This is a genomic window from Citrobacter sp. Ca225, assembly GCF_030337175.1.
Lineage (GTDB): Bacteria > Pseudomonadota > Gammaproteobacteria > Enterobacterales > Enterobacteriaceae > Citrobacter_A > Citrobacter_A amalonaticus.
The window spans coordinates 1-17,973 of the sequence record NZ_JAOWCD010000076.1 but is presented as its reverse complement, the minus strand read 5'-3'; the positions used below and the strand labels follow the sequence as shown (position 1 = coordinate 17,973).

The following is a 17,973-nucleotide window of genomic DNA, read 5'->3' as shown; positions in this document are numbered from 1 at the left end:
TCTGTACCGCCTGTGTGCCGGATGGCGGCGGCGCCTTACCCGGCCTACACCTTAATACCAGCCGGTATCTCAATTATTTCTGGTTCATGCTGCCGGAGAGAATGCAGAACACCCCCATCAGGTCAGCGTGACGGATAGTAATCTCCGTCTTTTCATTCACTTTCGGCTTGGCATGGTACGCAATCCCCAGCCCCGCCGTTTTGATCATCGGCAGATCGTTGGCGCCATCGCCAATCGCCACGGTCTGCGCGATCGGGATTTCATATTCCTGCGCCAGTCGGGTCAGCGTTTTGGCCTTATACTGCGCATCGACGATATCGCCAATCACGTTGCCGGTAAATTTACCGTCCATGATCTCCAGTTCATTCGCCACTGCCGCCGTTAGCCGCAGTTTCTCACGCAGATATTCGGCAAAGAAGGTAAAGCCGCCGGAGGCGATTGCCACCTTCCAGCCCAGTGTTTCCAGCTTCAGCACCAGTTGCGTCAGGCCTGGCATCAGCGGCAGACTTTCACGTACCTGATGCAAAATATTGGCATCCGCGCCTTTCAGCGTCGCCACACGACTGCGCAGGCTGGCGGTGAAGTCGAGTTCGCCGCGCATCGCCCGTTCGGTCACTTCCGCGACCCTTTCGCCGGTACCGGCCAGTTTGGCGATCTCATCAATGCACTCGATCTGAATCGCGGTGGAATCCATGTCCATCACCAACAGGCCAGGAGTACGCAAATGCGGGATTTTCCCCAGCGGCGCAACGTCTAATTGCGCATCATGCGCCAGTTTCGTCGCGCGAGGCGTGAGCGAACCGGCAAGGCGAATGACCTGATAGTCCTCGACACACCACGCCGCGACAATCACCATCGCCGCGCCCAGTTTGCTCTGGTACTGAGTCAGACGTTGTTTATCCAGCCCGCGTCCGTACAGCAGCCAGCCGCTACGTCCAGCGTGGTAATCCAGTGGCATCACCTCGTCACCACTCAAAGAAAGGGGCAAACCTGGCCATAAAGAGACATCTTCAGGCAAATCGCACCAGGTAATGTTAGGCATTAAAGCTCCTGTAAAATCGTTCGGGCCGGGAAGGTTCACGGGGAAAATAACGCATGAGGCTACCCTGTAACCATCGCTTCTGGCAACATTAAGCCTCAAATTTTCAGCAGGTGGAATATGGCTCGCGCAAAACTGAAATTCCGACTTCATCGTGCAGTGATTGTATTGTTCTGTCTCGCACTGCTTGTTGCGCTCATGCAGGGCGCCTCCTGGTTCAGTCAAAATCACCAGAGACAGCGTAATCCGCAGCTTGAAGAGTTGGCGCGCACGCTGGCGCACCAGGTCACGCTGAACATCGCGCCGCTGATGCGTACCGAAACGCCTGACGAAAAACGCATCAAGACGATTCTGCAGCAGTTAACGAAGGAAAGCCGCATACTTGATGCCGGCGTTTATGATGAACAAGGCGATATGATTGCCCGCGCAGGCGAAAGCGTAAATGTGCGCGACCGTCTGGCGCTGGACGGTAAAAAAGCCGGCGGCTACTTCAACCAGCAGATTGTTGAACCCATCCAGGGGAAAAATGGCCCACTGGGCTATCTTCGCCTGACGCTGGATACGCATACCTTAGCCACTGAAGCTCGGCAGGTGGACAACACTACTAACATTTTACGCCTGATGCTGCTGCTTTCACTGGCCATCGGCGTGGTGCTGACCCGCACTCTGCTGCAGGGTAAACGAACCCGCTGGCAGCAATCGCCCTTCCTGCTCACCGCCAACAAGTCGGTGCCGGAAGAGGAAGAGAGCGAGAAAAAAGAGTAATTCGTTACAGGAAAGGAAAACTGACATGTCGACACTTCGCCTGCTTATTTCTGACTCTTATGACCCCTGGTTTAACCTGGCGGTCGAAGAGTGTATTTTCCGTCAGATGCCCGCCACTCAGCGCGTGCTGTTTTTGTGGCGCAATGCCGATACGGTCGTCATTGGGCGTGCGCAAAACCCGTGGAAAGAGTGCAATACGCGGCGGATGGAAGAGGACAACGTGCGCCTGGCGCGCCGCAGCAGCGGCGGTGGCGCGGTCTTCCACGATCTCGGCAATACCTGTTTCACCTTTATGGCCGGGAAGCCGGAATACGATAAGACCATCTCGACGTCCATTGTCCTGAATGCGCTTAACGCACTGGGCGTGACGGCTGAAGCTTCAGGACGTAACGATCTGGTGGTGAAAACGGCGGATGGCGACCGTAAGGTTTCTGGCTCAGCCTACCGCGAAACCAAAGATCGCGGTTTTCATCACGGCACACTATTGTTGAACGCCGATCTCAGCCGACTGGCAAACTACCTGAATCCAGACAAAAAGAAACTGGCGGCCAAAGGCATTACCTCTGTACGCTCGCGCGTGGCGAATCTCACCGAACTGTTGCCAGGCATCACCCATGATCAGGTGTGTGCGGCGGTAACCGAGGCCTTTTTTGCCCACTACGGCGAACGCGTTGAAGCGGAGGTGATCTCCCCGGACAACACGCCCGATCTGCCGAACTTTGTCGAAACCTTCGCCCGCCAGAGCAGTTGGGAGTGGAACTTCGGGCAGGCACCAGCCTTCTCGCATCTGCTGGATGAACGTTTTACCTGGGGAGGCGTCGAACTGCACTTTGACGTTGAGAAAGGGCATATCACCCGTGCGCAGGTGTTTACGGACAGTCTCAATCCGGCACCGCTAGAAGCGCTGGCCGCACGTCTTCAGGGCTGCCTGTATCGTGCCAGTGTCGTACAGCAGGAGTGCGAATCTTTGACGAGGGATTTTCCGGAGCAGGAAAAAGAGTTGCGGGAATTGTCAGCGTGGATTGCACAGGCGGTGCGCTAATAAAAAGCCCGCTGGCACTGCTCAGCGGGCCTGGAAAACCGTAGGCCGGGTGAGGCGAAGCCTCCCCCCGGCACACCAGGTCTTACGCTTTATCGCCCAGCAGAACGGATTCCAGCGCGATTTTAATCATGTCGTTGAACGTGGTTTGACGTTCAGCCGCCGTCGTCTGCTCGTGCGTACGGATGTGGTCAGACACGGTGCAGATAGTCAGTGCTTTCGCGCCAAATTCTGCCGCCACGCCGTAGATACCCGCCGCTTCCATTTCCACGCCCAGGATGCCGTATTTTTCCATCACGTCGAACATTTCGCCGTCCGGAGAGTAGAACAGATCCGCAGAGAACAGGTTGCCAACGCGTGCGTCCACACCCAGTGCTTTTGCCGCGTCAACCGCGTCACGTACCATGCCGAAATCAGCAATCGCGGCAAAATCATGGTCTTTGAAACGAATGCGGTTCACTTTGGAATCGGTGCAGGCACCCATACCAATTACCACGTCACGCAGTTTTACGTCCGGACGAACAGCACCACAGGACCCTACGCGAATGATTTTCTTCACGCCGAAATCGGTGATCAGCTCTTTGGTGTAGATGGAGCAGGACGGGATACCCATACCGTGACCCATGACGGAGATCTTACGGCCTTTGTAAGTCCCGGTGAAACCTAACATGCCGCGAACGTTGTTTACTTCGCGTACATCTTCAAGGAAAGTTTCCGCAATGTGTTTTGCGCGCAGCGGGTCGCCCGGCATCAAAACGACGTCAGCGAAATCACCCATTTCTGCATTAATGTGAGGAGTTGCCATCTTTTATCCTTATTTCGTTGTTATTGCCTGATGGCGGCTATGCCTTATCAGGCCTACAAAATGTATTCAAATACCCTAAGGATTTCGCGTTGTAGGAAGGCGACGAATTCGTGAATCCCCGGGAGCATAGATTAACTATGTGACCGGGGTGAGCGAATGAAGTCAACGCATCTACAGCGCGAAAGACAACGGGTATTACAGCATGTTTTTACCGTATTCCATTGGCGACGTGCCAAAGTACGAAGCGAGAGTCTGACCAATATCCGCAAAAGTTTCGCGGTGGCCTAACGAGCCCGGTTTTACTTTCGGGCCGTACACCAGCACCGGAATGTGTTCACGGGTGTGATCGGTACCGGTCCAGCTCGGATCGCAGCCATGGTCAGCGGTCAGGATCAGAATGTCATCTTCACCCACCAGCTCCATCAGCTCCGGCAGACGGCGATCGAACAGCTCAAGACCCGCTGCATAGCCCGCTACGTCACGACGGTGGCCCCAGGAGGAGTCGAAATCCACGAAATTGGTGAAGACAATTGTCTGATCGCCGGCTTCTTTCATCTCTTTAATGGTGGCGTCAAACAGCGCGTCCAGGCCGGTGGCTTTCACTTTTTTAGTGATGCCGCAGTTGGCGTAGATGTCCGCGATTTTACCGACGGAAACCACGTGGCCGTCTTTCTCATCAACCAGTTTCTGCAACACGGTAGGCGCTGGCGGTTCAACGGCCAGATCGTGACGGTTGCCGGTACGCTGGAAGTTACCCGCTTTGTCGCCAATGAACGGACGCGCGATGACGCGACCGATGTTGTAACCGCCTTCGGTCAGCTCTTCACGGGCGATTTCGCACAGCTCGTAGAGTTTATCCAGACCAAACGTTTCTTCGTGGCAGGCAATCTGGAACACGGAATCCGCGGAGGTATAGAAAATCGGTTTACCGGTTTTCATATGCTCTTCGCCCAACTGGTCCAGAATCACCGTACCGGAAGAGTGGCAGTTACCGAGATAGCCCGGCAGGTTCGCACGTTTGACCAGTTTATCCAGCAGTTCCTGCGGGAAACTGTTTTCGTGGTCGCTGAAATAACCCCAGTCAAACAGAACCGGCACACCGGCGATTTCCCAGTGGCCAGACGGCGTATCTTTACCGGAAGAGAGTTCATGCGCCCAGGCGTATGCACCAATCACTTGTGCGTTAGCGTCCATACCGGCTGCGATTTTACCGGTAGACCCTTCATGCGCTTTCACCAGACCCAGGCGGGTCAGGTTTGGCAGATTCAGTGGGCCTTTACGCCCTTTGTCAGCCTCGCCTTTGGCACAGGCTTCAGCGATATGCCCCATGGTGTCGGAACCGACGTCGCCAAAGCGATCCGCGTCTTCCGTCGCACCAATACCAAAGGAGTCCAGCACCATAATAAATGCACGTTTCATCTTGTTCTCCATTCATCTGCGCTGCAAAAAAGCGATCAGATCAGTATATAGCTATTCGGTGATACGACGATAGACCGTTGGTGTGCTTTCAGGCGCTTTATCGTCAAGGATAATTGCCGCTTTGACGGCTTTCGCCGCGTCCTGCCAGCTGGCTTCATCTTTCGCGTGGATCACCGCCAGCGGACGCTGCCCGTCTACGCTGTCGCCAAGACGCGCCATATCGGTAAAGCCGACGCTGTAATCAATGGTATCCGACGCCTGGCGACGACCGCCGCCCATCGACACCACCGCCATACCCAGCGCACGCGTATCCATCGCGCTGACGAACCCTTCGCTATCAGCGTAAACCGCTTTACTGAGCATTGCCGTCGGCAGGTATTTCGCGTAGTTCTCCACGAAGTCGGTCGGGCCTTTCTGGGCGGCAACCATCCGGCCAAAGATCTCAGCGGCTTTACCGTTATCCAGCACCGCCTGCAATTTCGCCCGCGCGTCAGCGTCGTCTTTCGCCAGATTGCCGGAGATCAGCATTTCAACACACAGCGCCATCGTCACATCGAACAGGCGTGGGTTGCGGTATTCGCCGGTCAGGAACTGCACCGCTTCGCGTACTTCCACCGCGTTACCCGCGCTGGACGCCAGTACCTGGTTCATGTCGGTCAGCAGCGCGGTGGTGCGCACGCCAGCACCGTTCGCCACGCCCACAATCGCTTCCGCCAGCGCTTCAGAGAGCTCATAGGTTGGCATAAACGCGCCGCTGCCGACTTTCACATCCATAACCAGCGCATCCAGCCCTTCAGCCAGTTTTTTCGCCAGAATGGAGCCGGTGATAAGCGGGATGGAATCCACCGTTGCGGTAATATCGCGGGTGGCATAAAAACGTTTGTCCGCCGGTGCGAGCGAGCTGGTTTGCCCGATGATCGCCACACCCACGTCCTTAATGATTTCGCGGAAACGGTTGTCGTCCGGGAAGATGTCGAATCCCGGAATAGCTTCCAGTTTATCGAGCGTACCGCCGGTATGACCCAGTCCGCGACCTGAAATCATCGGAATGTAGCCGCCACAGGCTGCGACCATTGGGCCGAGCATCAGCGACGTCACGTCGCCCACACCGCCGGTGGAGTGTTTATCCACGATCGGGCCGTTCAGATTCAGGCTCTTCCAGTCCAGGACGGTTCCTGAATCCCGCATTGCCATGGTCAGCGAAACGCGTTCTGGCATCGTCATATCGTGGAAGAAAATGGTCATCGCCAGGGCGGCGATCTGCCCTTCTGAGATGGTATTGTCACGAATACCATTGATAAAGAAACGAATTTCTTCATCGCTCAACGCATGACCATCACGTTTTTTACGAATAATTTCTTGTGCGAGAAACACGATAACCTCCCGATTAGGGCCGGGTAAGCCATGTGCTCCCCGGCGAGTCGTATTGATGCCGGATAGCGGCTAACGCCTTATCCGGCCTACGATGGGCAATTCAAATTTAGTAGCTGCTTGCGCTCTTACCATCGCCGTGACCCAGCGCTTTCAGCAGGCTTGCCAGCAGGCTGGATGCCCCAAAGCGATAGTGACGAGAATCCGCCCAGTCCGCGCCGAACAGTTCATCAGCGATAGCCAGGAACTGCTGGGCATCTTCTGCGGTACGCACGCCGCCCGCAGGTTTGAAGCCCACAGTTTTGGATACACCCATATCGCGGATCACTTCCATCATGATGCGAGCACTTTCCGGCGTGGCGTTTACGGGTACCTTACCGGTAGAGGTTTTAATGAAATCCGCACCTGCTTTGATAGAGATTTCAGAGGCCTTACGAATAAGCTGCTCTTCTTTCAGCTCACCGGTTTCGATGATCACTTTCAGCAGCACGTTTGCCGCCGCGCACGCGTCTTTACAGGCTTTCACCAGATCGAAGCCGACCTGCTCGTTACCAGCCATCAGCGCACGGTACGGGAAGACCACGTCCACTTCATCCGCCCCGTAAGCAATCGCCGCGCGGGTTTCCGCCAGCGCGATCTCAATATCGTCGTTGCCATGCGGGAAGTTAGTCACCGTCGCAATACGGATATCCGGGGTGCCCTGCTCTTTCAGCGTTTTACGCGCAATCGGGATAAAACGCGGATAGATGCAGACTGCTGCCGTGTTGCCAACCGGAGTTTTCGCCTGATGACACAGGGCGATCACTTTTTCATTGGTGTCGTCGTCATTCAGGGTGGTCAGGTCCATCAGTTTCAGTGCGCGCAGGCTGCTTGCAGTTAAATCGCTCATAACATTCTCCAACGGCGTCGCCGTATAAAATTCTCACCTTGCGAGTCTGTTAGTATTCTAACATCGACTCACCGTTACACTTCGATATACATCACAGTTAATGAAAACTACGTACAAATTTGCATTACTGTAATGAGATCAACTTCAAAAAATAGTCCTTTTCTGTCGATTTCTTCTCCACTCAGGCGCATCAGGATCAAAGTGCTGACAGCACATCTTTCTACAATGACGTTATGATCTTCGGCCTATAAAGGAATTACGATGCCTACGACCCATGAAACCGCGCTGCAACAACGTTGCCAGCAAATCGTCACCAGCTCACTCCTCAGTCCGGAACAGAAACGTCATTTTCTCGCGCTGGAAGCAGAGAACAACCTGCCTTACCCTTCACTGCCCGCCGGGGCGCGCCAGGCGCTGGACGACGGGGTTATCTGCGATATGTTCGAAGGTCACGCGCCATATAAACCGCGCTATGTGCTTCCCGATTACGCGCGTTTTCTGGCCAACGGTTCAGCATGGCTGGAACTGGAAGGGGCGAAAGATCTGGACGATGCACTGTCTCTGTTGACCATTCTGTATCACCACGTGCCTTCCGTCACATCGATGCCGGTTTACCTGGGGCAACTGGATACGCTGCTGCAACCATATGTGAAAATTCTAACACAAGAAGCGATCGATATTCGAATAAAACGTTTCTGGCGGTATCTCGACAGAACGCTGCCTGACGCTTTTATGCACGCCAACATTGGCCCGACAGATACCCCCATCACCCGGGCTATTTTACGCGCCGACGCAGAGCTAAAGCAGGTTGCGCCTAATCTGACGTTCATCTACGACCCGGAAATCACCCCCGATGATCTGCTGCTGGAAGTGGCAAAAAACATCTGTGAATGCAGCAAGCCGCATATTTCCAATGGGCCGGTAAATGATAAAATTTTCACAAAAGGTCACTATGGTATCGTCAGCTGTTACAACTCTCTGCCGCTTGCCGGTGGCGGCAGCACGCTGGTTCGTCTCAATCTGAAAGCCATTGCCGAGCGCAGCACTTCTGTCTATGACTTCTTTAACCGCACACTGCCGTACTATTGTCAGCAGCAAATTGCCATCATCGATGCACGATGTGAGTTCCTCTATGAAAAATCACATTTCTTTGAGAATAGCTTCCTGGTGCAGGAAGGTCTGATCGATCCACAACGTTTTGTGCCGATGTTCGGTATGTACGGCCTGGCGGAGGCGGTTAACCTGTTGTGCGAAAAAGCGGGTATGAATGCGCGCTACGGCAAAGATGAGACGGCGAACGATCTGGGCTATCGCATCAGCGCCCAGCTTGCGGATTTTGTCGAGAACACGCCGGTGAAATATGGCTGGCAGCAGCGCGCCATGCTGCATGCCCAGTCGGGGATCAGTTCAGATATTGGCACTACGCCGGGCGCACGTTTGCCCTATGGCGATGAACCGGATCCGATCACCCACCTGCAAACCGTCGCACCACACCACGCGCATTATCAGTCCGGTATCAGCGACATTCTGACGCTCGATGAGACCATCAAGCGTAACCCGCAGGCGCTGGTGCAACTCTGTCTGGGTGCGTTCAAAGCGGGAATGCGCGAGTTTACCGCCAACGTCAGCGGCAACGATCTGGTCCGCGTTACCGGGTACATGGTGCGCCTGTCGGATCTGGAAAAATACCGCGCTGAAGGTTCACGAACCAATACCACCTGGCTGGGGGAAGAGGCCGCACGCAATACGCATATTCTGGAACGCCAACCTCGTGTCGTCAGTCATGAACAGCAGATGCGCTTCAGTCAGTAAGGTTATCCCGTTCTCCTGCGTGGACGGGCCGGGCAGTCGTCTGGCCCTCTTTCTGCAAGGGTGCAATCTGCGCTGTAAGAATTGCCATAACCCGTGGACGATGGGACGCTGCAACGACTGCGGCGAATGCGTTCCACAGTGCCCACACCAGGCGCTGAGTTTCAGTGATGGGAATGTTGTCTGGCATGCTGAGGTCTGCGAACAGTGTGATACCTGTTTGCAGATGTGCCCGCAGCAGGCAACGCCGATGGCGCAAACAATGAGCGTGGACGAGGTGTTGCGCCAGATCCGCAAAGCATCATTGTTCATTGAGGGAGTCACCGTCAGCGGCGGCGAAGCCACAACGCAGTTGCCTTTCGTTGTGGATTTGTTTACGGCGGTTAAGGCCGACCCGCAGCTCCGGTCGCTGACTTGTCTGGTCGACAGCAATGGGCTGTTGAGCGAAACCGGCTGGCAGAAACTGCTACCGGTTTGCGATGGTGTGATGCTCGATCTCAAAGCCTGGGATAGTGAGTGCCACATCGCACTCACCGGTCGGGATAACGCGCAGATCAAGCGCAGTATTACGCTGTTGGCGCAGCGAGGAAAGCTGGCAGAACTGCGCCTGCTGGTCATCCCCGGGCAGGTGGATTATCTGCTGCACATTGATTCACTCGCCGCATTCATCGGACAACTGGGAAATGTCCCGCTACGACTGAATGCCTTTCATGCGCACGGGGTATACGGTGAGGCAAAATCCTGGCCAAGCGCGACGCCACAAGAGGTGGAGACGCTGGCGCAGGCATTACGGGAACGCGGCGTGACTGAGCTTATCTTCCCTGCGCTATATCTCTAGAGTAAATAATGCTGTCGTATTGCGATACAGCGCCTCAGCGATCGCCTCTGCGGGTTCCGGGCGCAGTTCGCATAACACATCGAACACTCTCGCAGCCTGTTCCGGGCGATTTGGCTGCCCCTGAAAACCATTCAACGGCATATCCGGCGCGTCGGTCTCCAGCAGCAGCGCCTCCAGCGGCAATCGTGCCATCACGTCACGGGTTTTACTGGCGCGCGGATAGGTAATCGTCCCGCCCACCCCGATTTTGTAGCCCAGTTGCACAAAACGTTCTGCCTGCTGCAGGCTGCCAGCAAAACCATGTACCACCCCGGTACGCGGCAAATCCTGGCGCTTAAGGTGCATCGCCAGCGTGTCATGCGTACGTCGGGAATGCAGGATCACCGGTAAATCGTAGCGTTTTGCTAACCGCAACTGGGCTTCCAGAAACCGTTCCTGCTTCGCGAACTGCGGATCGTCGCGATACCGATCCAGGCCAACCTCACCAATGGCGATCACTTTTGTCGGGCGCGTCGCCAGCGCCTGCTGCAGACGTGCAAGATCCTCATCGGTATGTTTCTCAATCACGATGGGATGCAGTCCCAGCGCGGCATACAACCGGGAAAAGCGTTCCGCCAGCGCCTGCACGCGGGCAAAGTTTTCCGCTGCGGTGGCCGGAATGATGATCTTCTCAATGCCCGCCTCACCCGCGAGTTGCAGGCTGTGGGTTTCATCCCCGGTAAAAGGCGGAAAATCAAAGTGACAGTGGGTATCGATAAAGCGAAAACTCACGCCAGATCCTCATTGCTGAATGTCGTATCGTTAGCCTGCGGCGCATCGCTCACCACCGCCGCATGGGTATCGTTGGCCACCGGTGCTGGTGGAACCACCACTGGCGTCGGCGTGACGATTTGCGGCAGATGGCGTGATAACGGCGGTTCCGCTGCCAGTAGTTTTCCCACGGTCGCCAGGAAGTAGCGCCCACACAGCCGCCCGGTTTTATAATCTTCCCGCAATGCCGGAATCCGGCTTCCCAGCGCCATACTTTTTAGCGGCTTCGGCGGGTAGATTTCAAAGATCTTCAGCTTGCCCGGCGGTTTTTCAATGAATCGCTGAATTTCCGTATAGCTGGCTTCGTGGTGTTGAACCAGATTGAGCAGCGGCTGCAGGCTGCTTTCGCCCAGCCAGCGCTCCATCCGCTTGAACCACTGCGGGGTGTAATACATTTGCGAAGGCACCGTTCGAATCACCACCAGCGTTTTCGCCCCCTGCTTCACGGCCTCACGCACCGGAATGGCATCGCTGATCCCACCATCCAGGTAATTGATCCCCTCCAGCGATACGCCACTACGATAGAACCCTGGGATCGCGCTGGACGCCCGGATCAGATCGAGCCAGTTTTGCGTATTGGGAGAGAAATAGTAGGGCGTGTAGTCATCACCCCGACAGGCGCACATGTAAAACGATTTCCCGGTTTCGAACAGGCGCGAGGCGGTATCCATCTGTAACGGCATCTGACTGGCCGTAGATTCCACCAGCCAGTCGAGATCGATCAGATTCCCACCGCGCACGAAGCGTACCGGGTCAAAGAATTCCCGTCTGGTGGTATAGCGCATGATGACTTTGCGCCCGTAGCCGGGCTGGTTGCACAGATAGGCCGACAGGTTTTGCGCCCCCGCCGAGGTGCCGTAATAGAGATCGAACGGATTAAACTGCGCGCGCATGAACTCGTCCAGTACACCTGCGGTAAAGATGCCACGCTGCCCGCCGCCCTCGCAGACCAACGCCAGGCGACCCGGTTTGAACCTTCTTAATGACAACGGCGCAATATTGCCGAGCGTGACGGGTATACGCTGCCCCACCTCTGCCTTCCTGTTTCTTATTACGTAATGTGCCAAAATAACGCAAATAGACGGCGGCTAAAACCGAAAAAGCCAGTCCACTGGACTGGCTTGACAGCAAAATCATTGTACGCCTTACGCGCTAGGGCCGCTTACGCCCTGTAAACAGGCTGACCAGGAAGAGAATAATCCCGACGACGAAGACAATTTTCGCCGCGCCCGCTGCCGTACCGGCCAGTCCACCAAATCCCAGAGCGGCGGCAATTAACGCGATAACCAGAAATATAATGCCCCAACGAAACATACGCTTCTCCTTTACCATAGTTAATGTCGACCGCTTGATATGAGCGCTCAGGCTGCTCATTCACGCTATTGTTTGTGTAGTGCTAGTGCTCATGACGTCCTCCGACCGGGGCCGGAGGAGAAAACGAAGACTTACTGCGCTTTCAGATCGTTTTTGACGCTTTTTACGCCATCAACGGCTTTCGCGATGCTCTCAGCGCGCTCGATTTGCGCCTGGGAATCCACGGTGCCGGAAAGCTGGACCACACCATCGGTCGTTTCTACTTTCACTTTGCGAGAAGGAACGATGTCATCCGCCAGCAGTTTCGCTTTGATCTCACTGGTGGTTGCCGTATCGCCGGCATAGCCTTTCACGGAGTCTGATTTGCTGTCGCGCACGTGGAGTTTGTCGCTGACGGAGGTTACGCCTTCAACACCTTTCGCCACGGTCACGGCCGCTTCCGCCTGCGCCTGGCTTTCGACGAAGCCGCTCAGCGTCACGACTTTCTGCTCGGTTTTGACGGAAATATCGGTGCTCTTAATGTTTTCATGATCCACCAGTGCCGCTTTCACTTTGGCGGTAATGGCGCTGTCATCCATGAAATTACCGACTTTATTCATAGAGCTATCGACTTTCTGCCCTGCGCTTTCTACACCGGATTGCGCTTTATCCATTGTGGTGTTTTCTGCATACGCAGAACCCGTTGCCACAGCGGAGGTCAACATCACGGCCAGCAGAGTTTTAGAAATCTTCAGTCTTGTCATAGTCATCGATTTTTTCCTGTATGGTTTGCTCATAATTTGAGCTCAGGCAACATAAGGTTGCATTGCTGAATGTGGTGAAAAATTCACCCAGCTCAGAAGTCAATGGCGGCGGTCACAATCACGCAACAGAAAAGGTGATGATGATACGCTGACAGGTGCCCCTCTGAGTCAGTTATTAATATCGTGACTACACCAGACATTAGCTTTAACTACTTAGATTCACGAGTTGAACGGTATTTAAAGCCAATGTTTATGTCATCACTTTGTTAAATATAGATCACAATTTTGAAAAAGCGCGGAGGATTGCATAAAAAACAGGCAGTCATAAGCAAAACAGAGGGATTTAAGAACATTCCGCAAGGGGATAATAAGGCTGGAAAAGTCGCAGGGCGCAGCGACAGCCGCGCCCTGAAGGGGTAATTAGTGTTCGCGCGTCTTACGGAACTGAACGTCTGGATAACGCTCTTGCGTCAGGTTGAGGTTCACCATCGTCGGTGCGATGTAGGTCAGGTTATCACCGCCATCCAGTGCCAGCTGAACTTCATTCTTACGCTTAAACTCTTCGAATTTCTTCGCATCAGCGCATTCCACCCAGCGTGCCGTCGCCACGTTGACAGATTCATAAATGGCTTCAACGTTGTACTCGCTCTTCAGACGGGCAACAACCACGTCGAACTGCAGTACCCCGACCGCGCCCACAATCAGATCGTTATTGGCGATCGGGCGGAACACCTGTACCGCACCTTCTTCGGAAAGCTGTACCAGCCCCTTCAGCAACTGTTTCTGCTTCAGCGGATCTTTCAGGCGAATACGACGGAACAGTTCCGGCGCGAAGTTCGGTATACCGGTGAACTTCATCATTTCACCCTGGGTGAAAGTATCGCCAATCTGGATTGTACCGTGGTTGTGCAGACCGAGGATATCGCCCGGGTAAGCCTCTTCTACATGCGAACGGTCACCGGCCATAAAGGTCAGCGCGTCAGAGATCACCACGTCTTTGCCGATACGGACCTGACGCATCTTCATGCCTTTTTCGTACTTGCCGGAAACAACGCGCATGAATGCCACGCGGTCACGGTGTTTCGGATCCATGTTGGCCTGAATTTTAAAGACAAAGCCAGTGAACTTCTCTTCTTCCGCTTCCACCACGCGCGTATCGGTCTTGCGTGGCATTGGCGCTGGCGCCCACTCCACCAGACCATCCAGCATGTGGTCAACGCCGAAATTACCCAGTGCGGTACCAAAGAAGACCGGGGTAATTTCGCCCGCCAGGAACAGCTCTTTATCAAACTCGTTAGAGGCGCCCTTCACCAGTTCCAGTTCGTCACGCAACTGCTGCGCCAGATCCTCGCCAACGGCCGCGTCGAGATCCGGGTTATCCAGACCTTTAACGATGCGCACTTCCTGAATGGTATGGCCTTTACCCGTCTGATACAGATAGGTTTCATCTTTATAGAGGTGATAAACCCCTTTGAACAGCTTGCCGCAGCCAATCGGCCAGGTGATCGGCGCACAGCCGATTTTCAGCTCGTTCTCAACTTCGTCCAGCAACTCCATCGGGTCACGGATGTCGCGGTCGAGTTTGTTCATAAAAGTCAGGATCGGCGTATCGCGCAGACGGGTGACTTCCATCAGCTTACGGGTACGATCCTCGACGCCTTTCGCGGCGTCGATCACCATCAGACAGCAGTCCACTGCCGTCAGGGTACGATAGGTATCTTCGGAGAAGTCTTCGTGCCCCGGGGTGTCCAGCAGGTTAACCAGGCAGTTGTGATACGGAAATTGCATCACGGAGGTGGTAATGGAGATCCCACGCTGCTTTTCCATTTCCATCCAGTCTGATTTCGCATGCTGGCTGGAACCACGGCCTTTTACCGTACCGGCAGTCTGGATCGCCTGTCCGAACAGCAACACCTTCTCAGTGATAGTCGTTTTACCCGCATCCGGGTGAGAAATAATGGCAAAAGTGCGGCGCTTGGCCACCTCCTGCAAATAAGGAGACAACGTCATAGTTCATTCTTCTTGAGTAAACGCGGCATCGCACCGCGCATGTTGAATACGAAAAATTGCGGCTATTTTACCCATCAGCGGGGGGGAGGCAATCAGTGTTTACACAGGAGCAGCTCCAGTTCGTGTAATGACGATACGGTCCAGGTCGGCTCGATGCCTTCGGGCTGCTCGCGATGATGCGCATTCAGCCAGCAGGTAGAAAGCCCGGCGTTGATGCCGCCAAGAATATCGGACGCGGCGGTATCTCCAACCATCAGCACCCGATCACGATCGGGATTGCCCGCCTGCGCCAGGGCGTAATCAAAAATCTTCGGATCCGGCTTCGCCACGCCCACTTCTTCAGAAATGACCAGCAAATCAAAGTAGTCGCGTAGTCCCGTGCGCTCCAGGCGGATCTGCTGTAAGGAGGTGAAACCGTTGGTAATAATGCCAATTTTGGCTTTGCCGCGTATCGCATTGAGCAGCGAAACGGCCCCTGGCAGCGGCGCGCAAATTTCGGCCATCGCGTTCATAAAGGCATCGTTAAGCGAGCCCGGTTCCACCTTTAACCGTTCTGCCCAGCTCTGGAAGCGAGCATGCTGAAGCTGTAATGAGGTGATCGCGCCGTTCTGATAATCCACCCATAGCGGTTTATTCACGGCCTGGTAGTCCTGAAAATCCTCAGCGGTAAAGGTGATGCTGTAGTCGAGAAACATCCGCTGTAAGCCAGTAAACGAGTCAAACGTGAACAGCGTTTCGTCGGCATCAAAGAAAATCCAGTCCCACTTCATCATTACACCTTCTTTTACATACTGATTGGCAGTGCCATTATGATGGCGTCCTCACGACCGTCAGCGGTCGGATAATAATTGCGGCGAATCGTTGCCTCGTTGAAGCCTAAGCTTTCATACAGTGCGATGGCGGCAACGTTGGAAGCGCGAACCTCCAGCCACAGCGTCAGGACGCCGCGTTTTTCTAATTCATCAATGAGATGTTCCAGCAGCGCTTTCCCTATTCCCCGGCGCTGAAAGTCGGGATCAACGGCAATGTTGAACAGCGTAGCTTCATCCAGCACTACCTGCGTAATGGCAAACGCCGCCATTCTCCCCTCTACCGTCAATTGATAGTTGAGATAACGCTCCCCCTGATTACTGGCAAACGTGTGCTCACTCCAGGGAAACGCATGGGCGCGCTTTTCAATCTGAAACGCGGCGGGTAAATCACTCTGACTGAGGGAAGAAATCGTGTTCATGTGTGCAGATTTGTTGCCATAGTGCGGCGCGTGCCGTTGGGTTTACCCGCAATTCATCAAATGCCGGCGTTGCAATCTGCGCGCCTTCCAGCGTCAGCGGCGCATCTGTACCCACTCGCCAGCTGTTGCAGCGGCTGCCCTGCGGCAGCATCGCGACGCGTTCGGGCGTCACCTGCAATACCTGATCGGGGCTCAGCGTTAAGGCTCGCAGAATGTCACTGACCAGAGGTTCTGTCAGCGGCGGCAGTGTTTCACCGACCATCACCAGACGGACGTGCGCAGGAATGGAAATCGCGATCTCTCCCTGCAACGCGCCGGGGCGACGCAGCGACCACTGGGTAATGCCCAGTTGCTGTAACTGCCAGTCTCGTCGGGTTGTCATAGCGAATCGCTCCTGTATTCAGGGGCGCAAATATAGCAAATTAGTCGAATAGACGCCATCAAACGTCTATAATCGCCCGCTGTATGAATTAAGGAGTTTTCCATGTCTGCTTTTACCCCGGCAAGTGAAGTCTTGCTGCGCCACAGTGATGATTTCGAACAAAGCCGTATTCTGTTTGCCGGAGACTTGCAGGATGACCTGCCCGCGCGCTTTGAAAGCGCAGACCGCCGCGTGCATACCCAACAGTTCCACCACTGGCAGGTGCTGAGCCGCCAGATGGGCGACAACGCACGTTTCAGCCTTGTCGCACAAGCGCAAGACGTTGCCGACTGTGACACCTTTATCTATTACTGGCCGAAAAACAAGCCGGAAGCCCAGTTCCAGTTGATGAATATTCTGTCGCTGCTTCCTGTGGGAACCGACATTTTCGTAGTCGGTGAAAACCGCAGTGGCGTACGTAGCGCCGAGCAAATGCTGGCGGAATATGCCCCGCTGAACAAAATTGACAGCGCGCGTCGTTGCGGCCTGTATCATGGTCGTCTGGAAACGCAGCCGATGTTTGATGCCGATAAATTCTGGGGCGAATACCACGTTGATGGGCTGACGATCAAAACCTTGCCTGGCGTCTTCAGCCGCGATGGTCTGGATGTCGGCAGCCAGTTACTGCTCTCCACGCTGACACCACACACTAAAGGTAAAGTGCTGGACGTCGGCTGTGGCGCAGGTGTACTTTCTGTCGCGCTGGCCAGTCACTCGCCGAAAGTGCGTTTAACGCTCTGCGACGTCGCCGCGCCGGCGGTGGAAGCCAGTCGCGCCACCCTGGCGGCGAACGGCATTGAGGGTGAAGTCTTTGCCAGCAACGTCTTCTCTGAAGTGACGGGACGCTTTGATATGATCATCTCTAACCCACCGTTCCATGACGGCATGCAAACCAGCCTTGATGCCGCACAATCTCTGATTCGCGGTGCCGTACGTCATCTGAACAGTGGCGGTGAACTGCGCATAGTTGCTAACGCCTTCCTGCCGTATCCGCAGGTACTGGATGAGACCTTTGGCTTCCACGAGGTCATCGCCCAGACCGGACGCTTCAAAGTGTATCGTACGGTCATGACCCGCCAGGCGAAAAAAGCCTAGTCGCGATAACGGCCATGCGAATGGCCGTTGAGAGGGATGACAAACCTCATCCCGATACCGGACAAGCAGAGAACACCTCATTAAAAACAAGGAAAATCAACTCATTGATTTTCGGCTGATAACCACAAAGAAGGAAAAACCACGTTTTTTCCTTCTTTGTCAGCAGTCTGAACGGCCATGTGAATGGCCGTTTTTGCAGCAATCACCGCTATCCTACGTAATTAACTATTGACGAAAAACTGAAAACCACTAGAATGCGCCTCCGTGGTAGCGATTCTTTTTAAGAATCGATGGTATGCGAAGGTGGCGGAATTGGTAGACGCGCTAGCTTCAGGTGTTAGTGTCCTTACGGACGTGGGGGTTCAAGTCCCCCCC

General features: G+C 54.7%; 18 protein-coding genes. 5 read left to right on the top strand and 13 right to left on the bottom strand.

The features are described from left to right. Nucleotides 1-73 precede the first annotated feature (73 nt). A complete protein-coding gene (gene serB / locus OGW13_RS12230; protein ID WP_042999345.1) occupies nucleotides 74-1,042 on the bottom strand; it encodes a phosphoserine phosphatase in 969 nt (322 codons plus the stop codon). Nucleotides 1,043-1,159: 117 nt separating this feature from the next. Between serB and OGW13_RS12225 the strand changes: the two genes are divergently transcribed. Together OGW13_RS12225 and lplA are read left to right on the top strand one after the other, a co-directional pair. Next, nucleotides 1,160-1,804 (top strand): YtjB family periplasmic protein, encoded by a 645-nt coding sequence (locus OGW13_RS12225; RefSeq protein WP_044327062.1) that lies wholly within the window; start codon nucleotides 1,160-1,162, stop codon nucleotides 1,802-1,804. A gap of 25 nt (nucleotides 1,805-1,829) precedes the next feature. Then, entirely contained in the window at nucleotides 1,830-2,846 is a 1,017-nt protein-coding gene (lplA, locus tag OGW13_RS12220; protein ID WP_044253975.1) for a lipoate--protein ligase, read from the top strand. Nucleotides 2,847-2,928: 82 nt separating this feature from the next. On the opposite strand, the gene deoD is transcribed toward lplA, so the two are convergent. The 4 genes from deoD to deoC all read right to left on the bottom strand — a co-directional run bounded on the left by deoD (nucleotide 2,929) and on the right by deoC (nucleotide 7,327). Then, nucleotides 2,929-3,648 carry a purine-nucleoside phosphorylase gene (gene deoD, locus OGW13_RS12215; RefSeq protein ID WP_042999343.1) on the bottom strand — a complete coding sequence of 240 codons (720 nt, stop codon included), beginning with the start codon at nucleotides 3,646-3,648 and terminating at the stop codon, nucleotides 2,929-2,931. Nucleotides 3,649-3,843: 195 nt separating this feature from the next. Then, the gene (gene deoB, locus OGW13_RS12210; RefSeq protein WP_109739486.1) at nucleotides 3,844-5,067 is read right to left on the bottom strand and encodes a phosphopentomutase; all 1,224 of its coding nucleotides are present in this window, start codon (nucleotides 5,065-5,067) and stop codon (nucleotides 3,844-3,846) included. 51 nt (nucleotides 5,068-5,118) lie between these two features. Further along, nucleotides 5,119-6,441, bottom strand: coding sequence for a thymidine phosphorylase (deoA, locus tag OGW13_RS12205; protein WP_042999341.1), 1,323 nt, complete (start codon nucleotides 6,439-6,441; stop codon nucleotides 5,119-5,121). A 106-nt stretch (nucleotides 6,442-6,547) separates the two neighbouring features. Then, on the bottom strand, nucleotides 6,548-7,327 hold the full coding sequence (gene deoC / locus OGW13_RS12200; protein ID WP_044253966.1) for a deoxyribose-phosphate aldolase: 780 nt from the start codon (nucleotides 7,325-7,327) through the stop codon (nucleotides 6,548-6,550). Nucleotides 7,328-7,588: 261 nt separating this feature from the next. Between deoC and OGW13_RS12195 the strand changes: the two genes are divergently transcribed. Beyond that, on the top strand, nucleotides 7,589-9,139 hold the full coding sequence (locus tag OGW13_RS12195; RefSeq protein WP_287116168.1) for a YjjI family glycine radical enzyme: 1,551 nt from the start codon (nucleotides 7,589-7,591) through the stop codon (nucleotides 9,137-9,139). Continuing rightward, nucleotides 9,111-9,974 (top strand): YjjW family glycine radical enzyme activase, encoded by an 864-nt coding sequence (locus OGW13_RS12190; RefSeq protein ID WP_287116167.1) that lies wholly within the window; start codon nucleotides 9,111-9,113, stop codon nucleotides 9,972-9,974. Before OGW13_RS12195 ends, OGW13_RS12190 begins: the two co-directional genes overlap by 29 nt. Here the strand turns inward: OGW13_RS12190 and OGW13_RS12185 are convergent. The 8 genes from OGW13_RS12185 to OGW13_RS12150 form a co-directional block, all read right to left on the bottom strand. Continuing rightward, the gene (locus OGW13_RS12185) at nucleotides 9,963-10,745 is read right to left on the bottom strand and encodes a metal-dependent hydrolase (protein ID WP_044253956.1); all 783 of its coding nucleotides are present in this window, start codon (nucleotides 10,743-10,745) and stop codon (nucleotides 9,963-9,965) included. The genes OGW13_RS12190 and OGW13_RS12185 overlap by 12 nt on opposite strands. Next, entirely contained in the window at nucleotides 10,742-11,815 is a 1,074-nt protein-coding gene (locus OGW13_RS12180) for a patatin-like phospholipase family protein (protein ID WP_042999336.1), read from the bottom strand. The genes OGW13_RS12185 and OGW13_RS12180 overlap by 4 nt, the downstream gene beginning before the upstream one ends. Nucleotides 11,816-11,936: 121 nt before the next feature. After that, nucleotides 11,937-12,098, bottom strand: coding sequence for a DUF1328 domain-containing protein (locus OGW13_RS12175; protein WP_003019081.1), 162 nt, complete (start codon nucleotides 12,096-12,098; stop codon nucleotides 11,937-11,939). Between the two features lie 131 nt (nucleotides 12,099-12,229). Beyond that, nucleotides 12,230-12,847 carry a molecular chaperone OsmY gene (gene osmY / locus OGW13_RS12170; RefSeq protein ID WP_042999335.1) on the bottom strand — a complete coding sequence of 206 codons (618 nt, stop codon included), beginning with the start codon at nucleotides 12,845-12,847 and terminating at the stop codon, nucleotides 12,230-12,232. Nucleotides 12,848-13,261: 414 nt separating this feature from the next. Beyond that, nucleotides 13,262-14,851, bottom strand: coding sequence for a peptide chain release factor 3 (gene prfC, locus OGW13_RS12165; protein ID WP_044327055.1), 1,590 nt, complete (start codon nucleotides 14,849-14,851; stop codon nucleotides 13,262-13,264). 92 nt (nucleotides 14,852-14,943) lie between these two features. Beyond that, nucleotides 14,944-15,621, bottom strand: coding sequence for a pyrimidine 5'-nucleotidase (gene yjjG / locus OGW13_RS12160; RefSeq protein ID WP_044264694.1), 678 nt, complete (start codon nucleotides 15,619-15,621; stop codon nucleotides 14,944-14,946). 14 nt (nucleotides 15,622-15,635) lie between these two features. Further along, nucleotides 15,636-16,082: a ribosomal protein S18-alanine N-acetyltransferase gene (gene rimI / locus OGW13_RS12155; RefSeq protein WP_044253929.1), complete on the bottom strand. Its 447-nt coding sequence runs from the start codon at nucleotides 16,080-16,082 to the stop codon at nucleotides 15,636-15,638. Continuing rightward, entirely contained in the window at nucleotides 16,051-16,464 is a 414-nt protein-coding gene (locus tag OGW13_RS12150; RefSeq protein WP_104446016.1) for a DNA polymerase III subunit psi, read from the bottom strand. Before OGW13_RS12150 ends, rimI begins: the two co-directional genes overlap by 32 nt. A gap of 102 nt (nucleotides 16,465-16,566) precedes the next feature. Here OGW13_RS12150 and rsmC point away from each other — a divergent pair, with 102 nt between their 5' ends. Beyond that, entirely contained in the window at nucleotides 16,567-17,598 is a 1,032-nt protein-coding gene (gene rsmC / locus OGW13_RS12145) for a 16S rRNA (guanine(1207)-N(2))-methyltransferase RsmC (RefSeq protein ID WP_042999332.1), read from the top strand. Nucleotides 17,599-17,973: the final 375 nt, after the last annotated feature.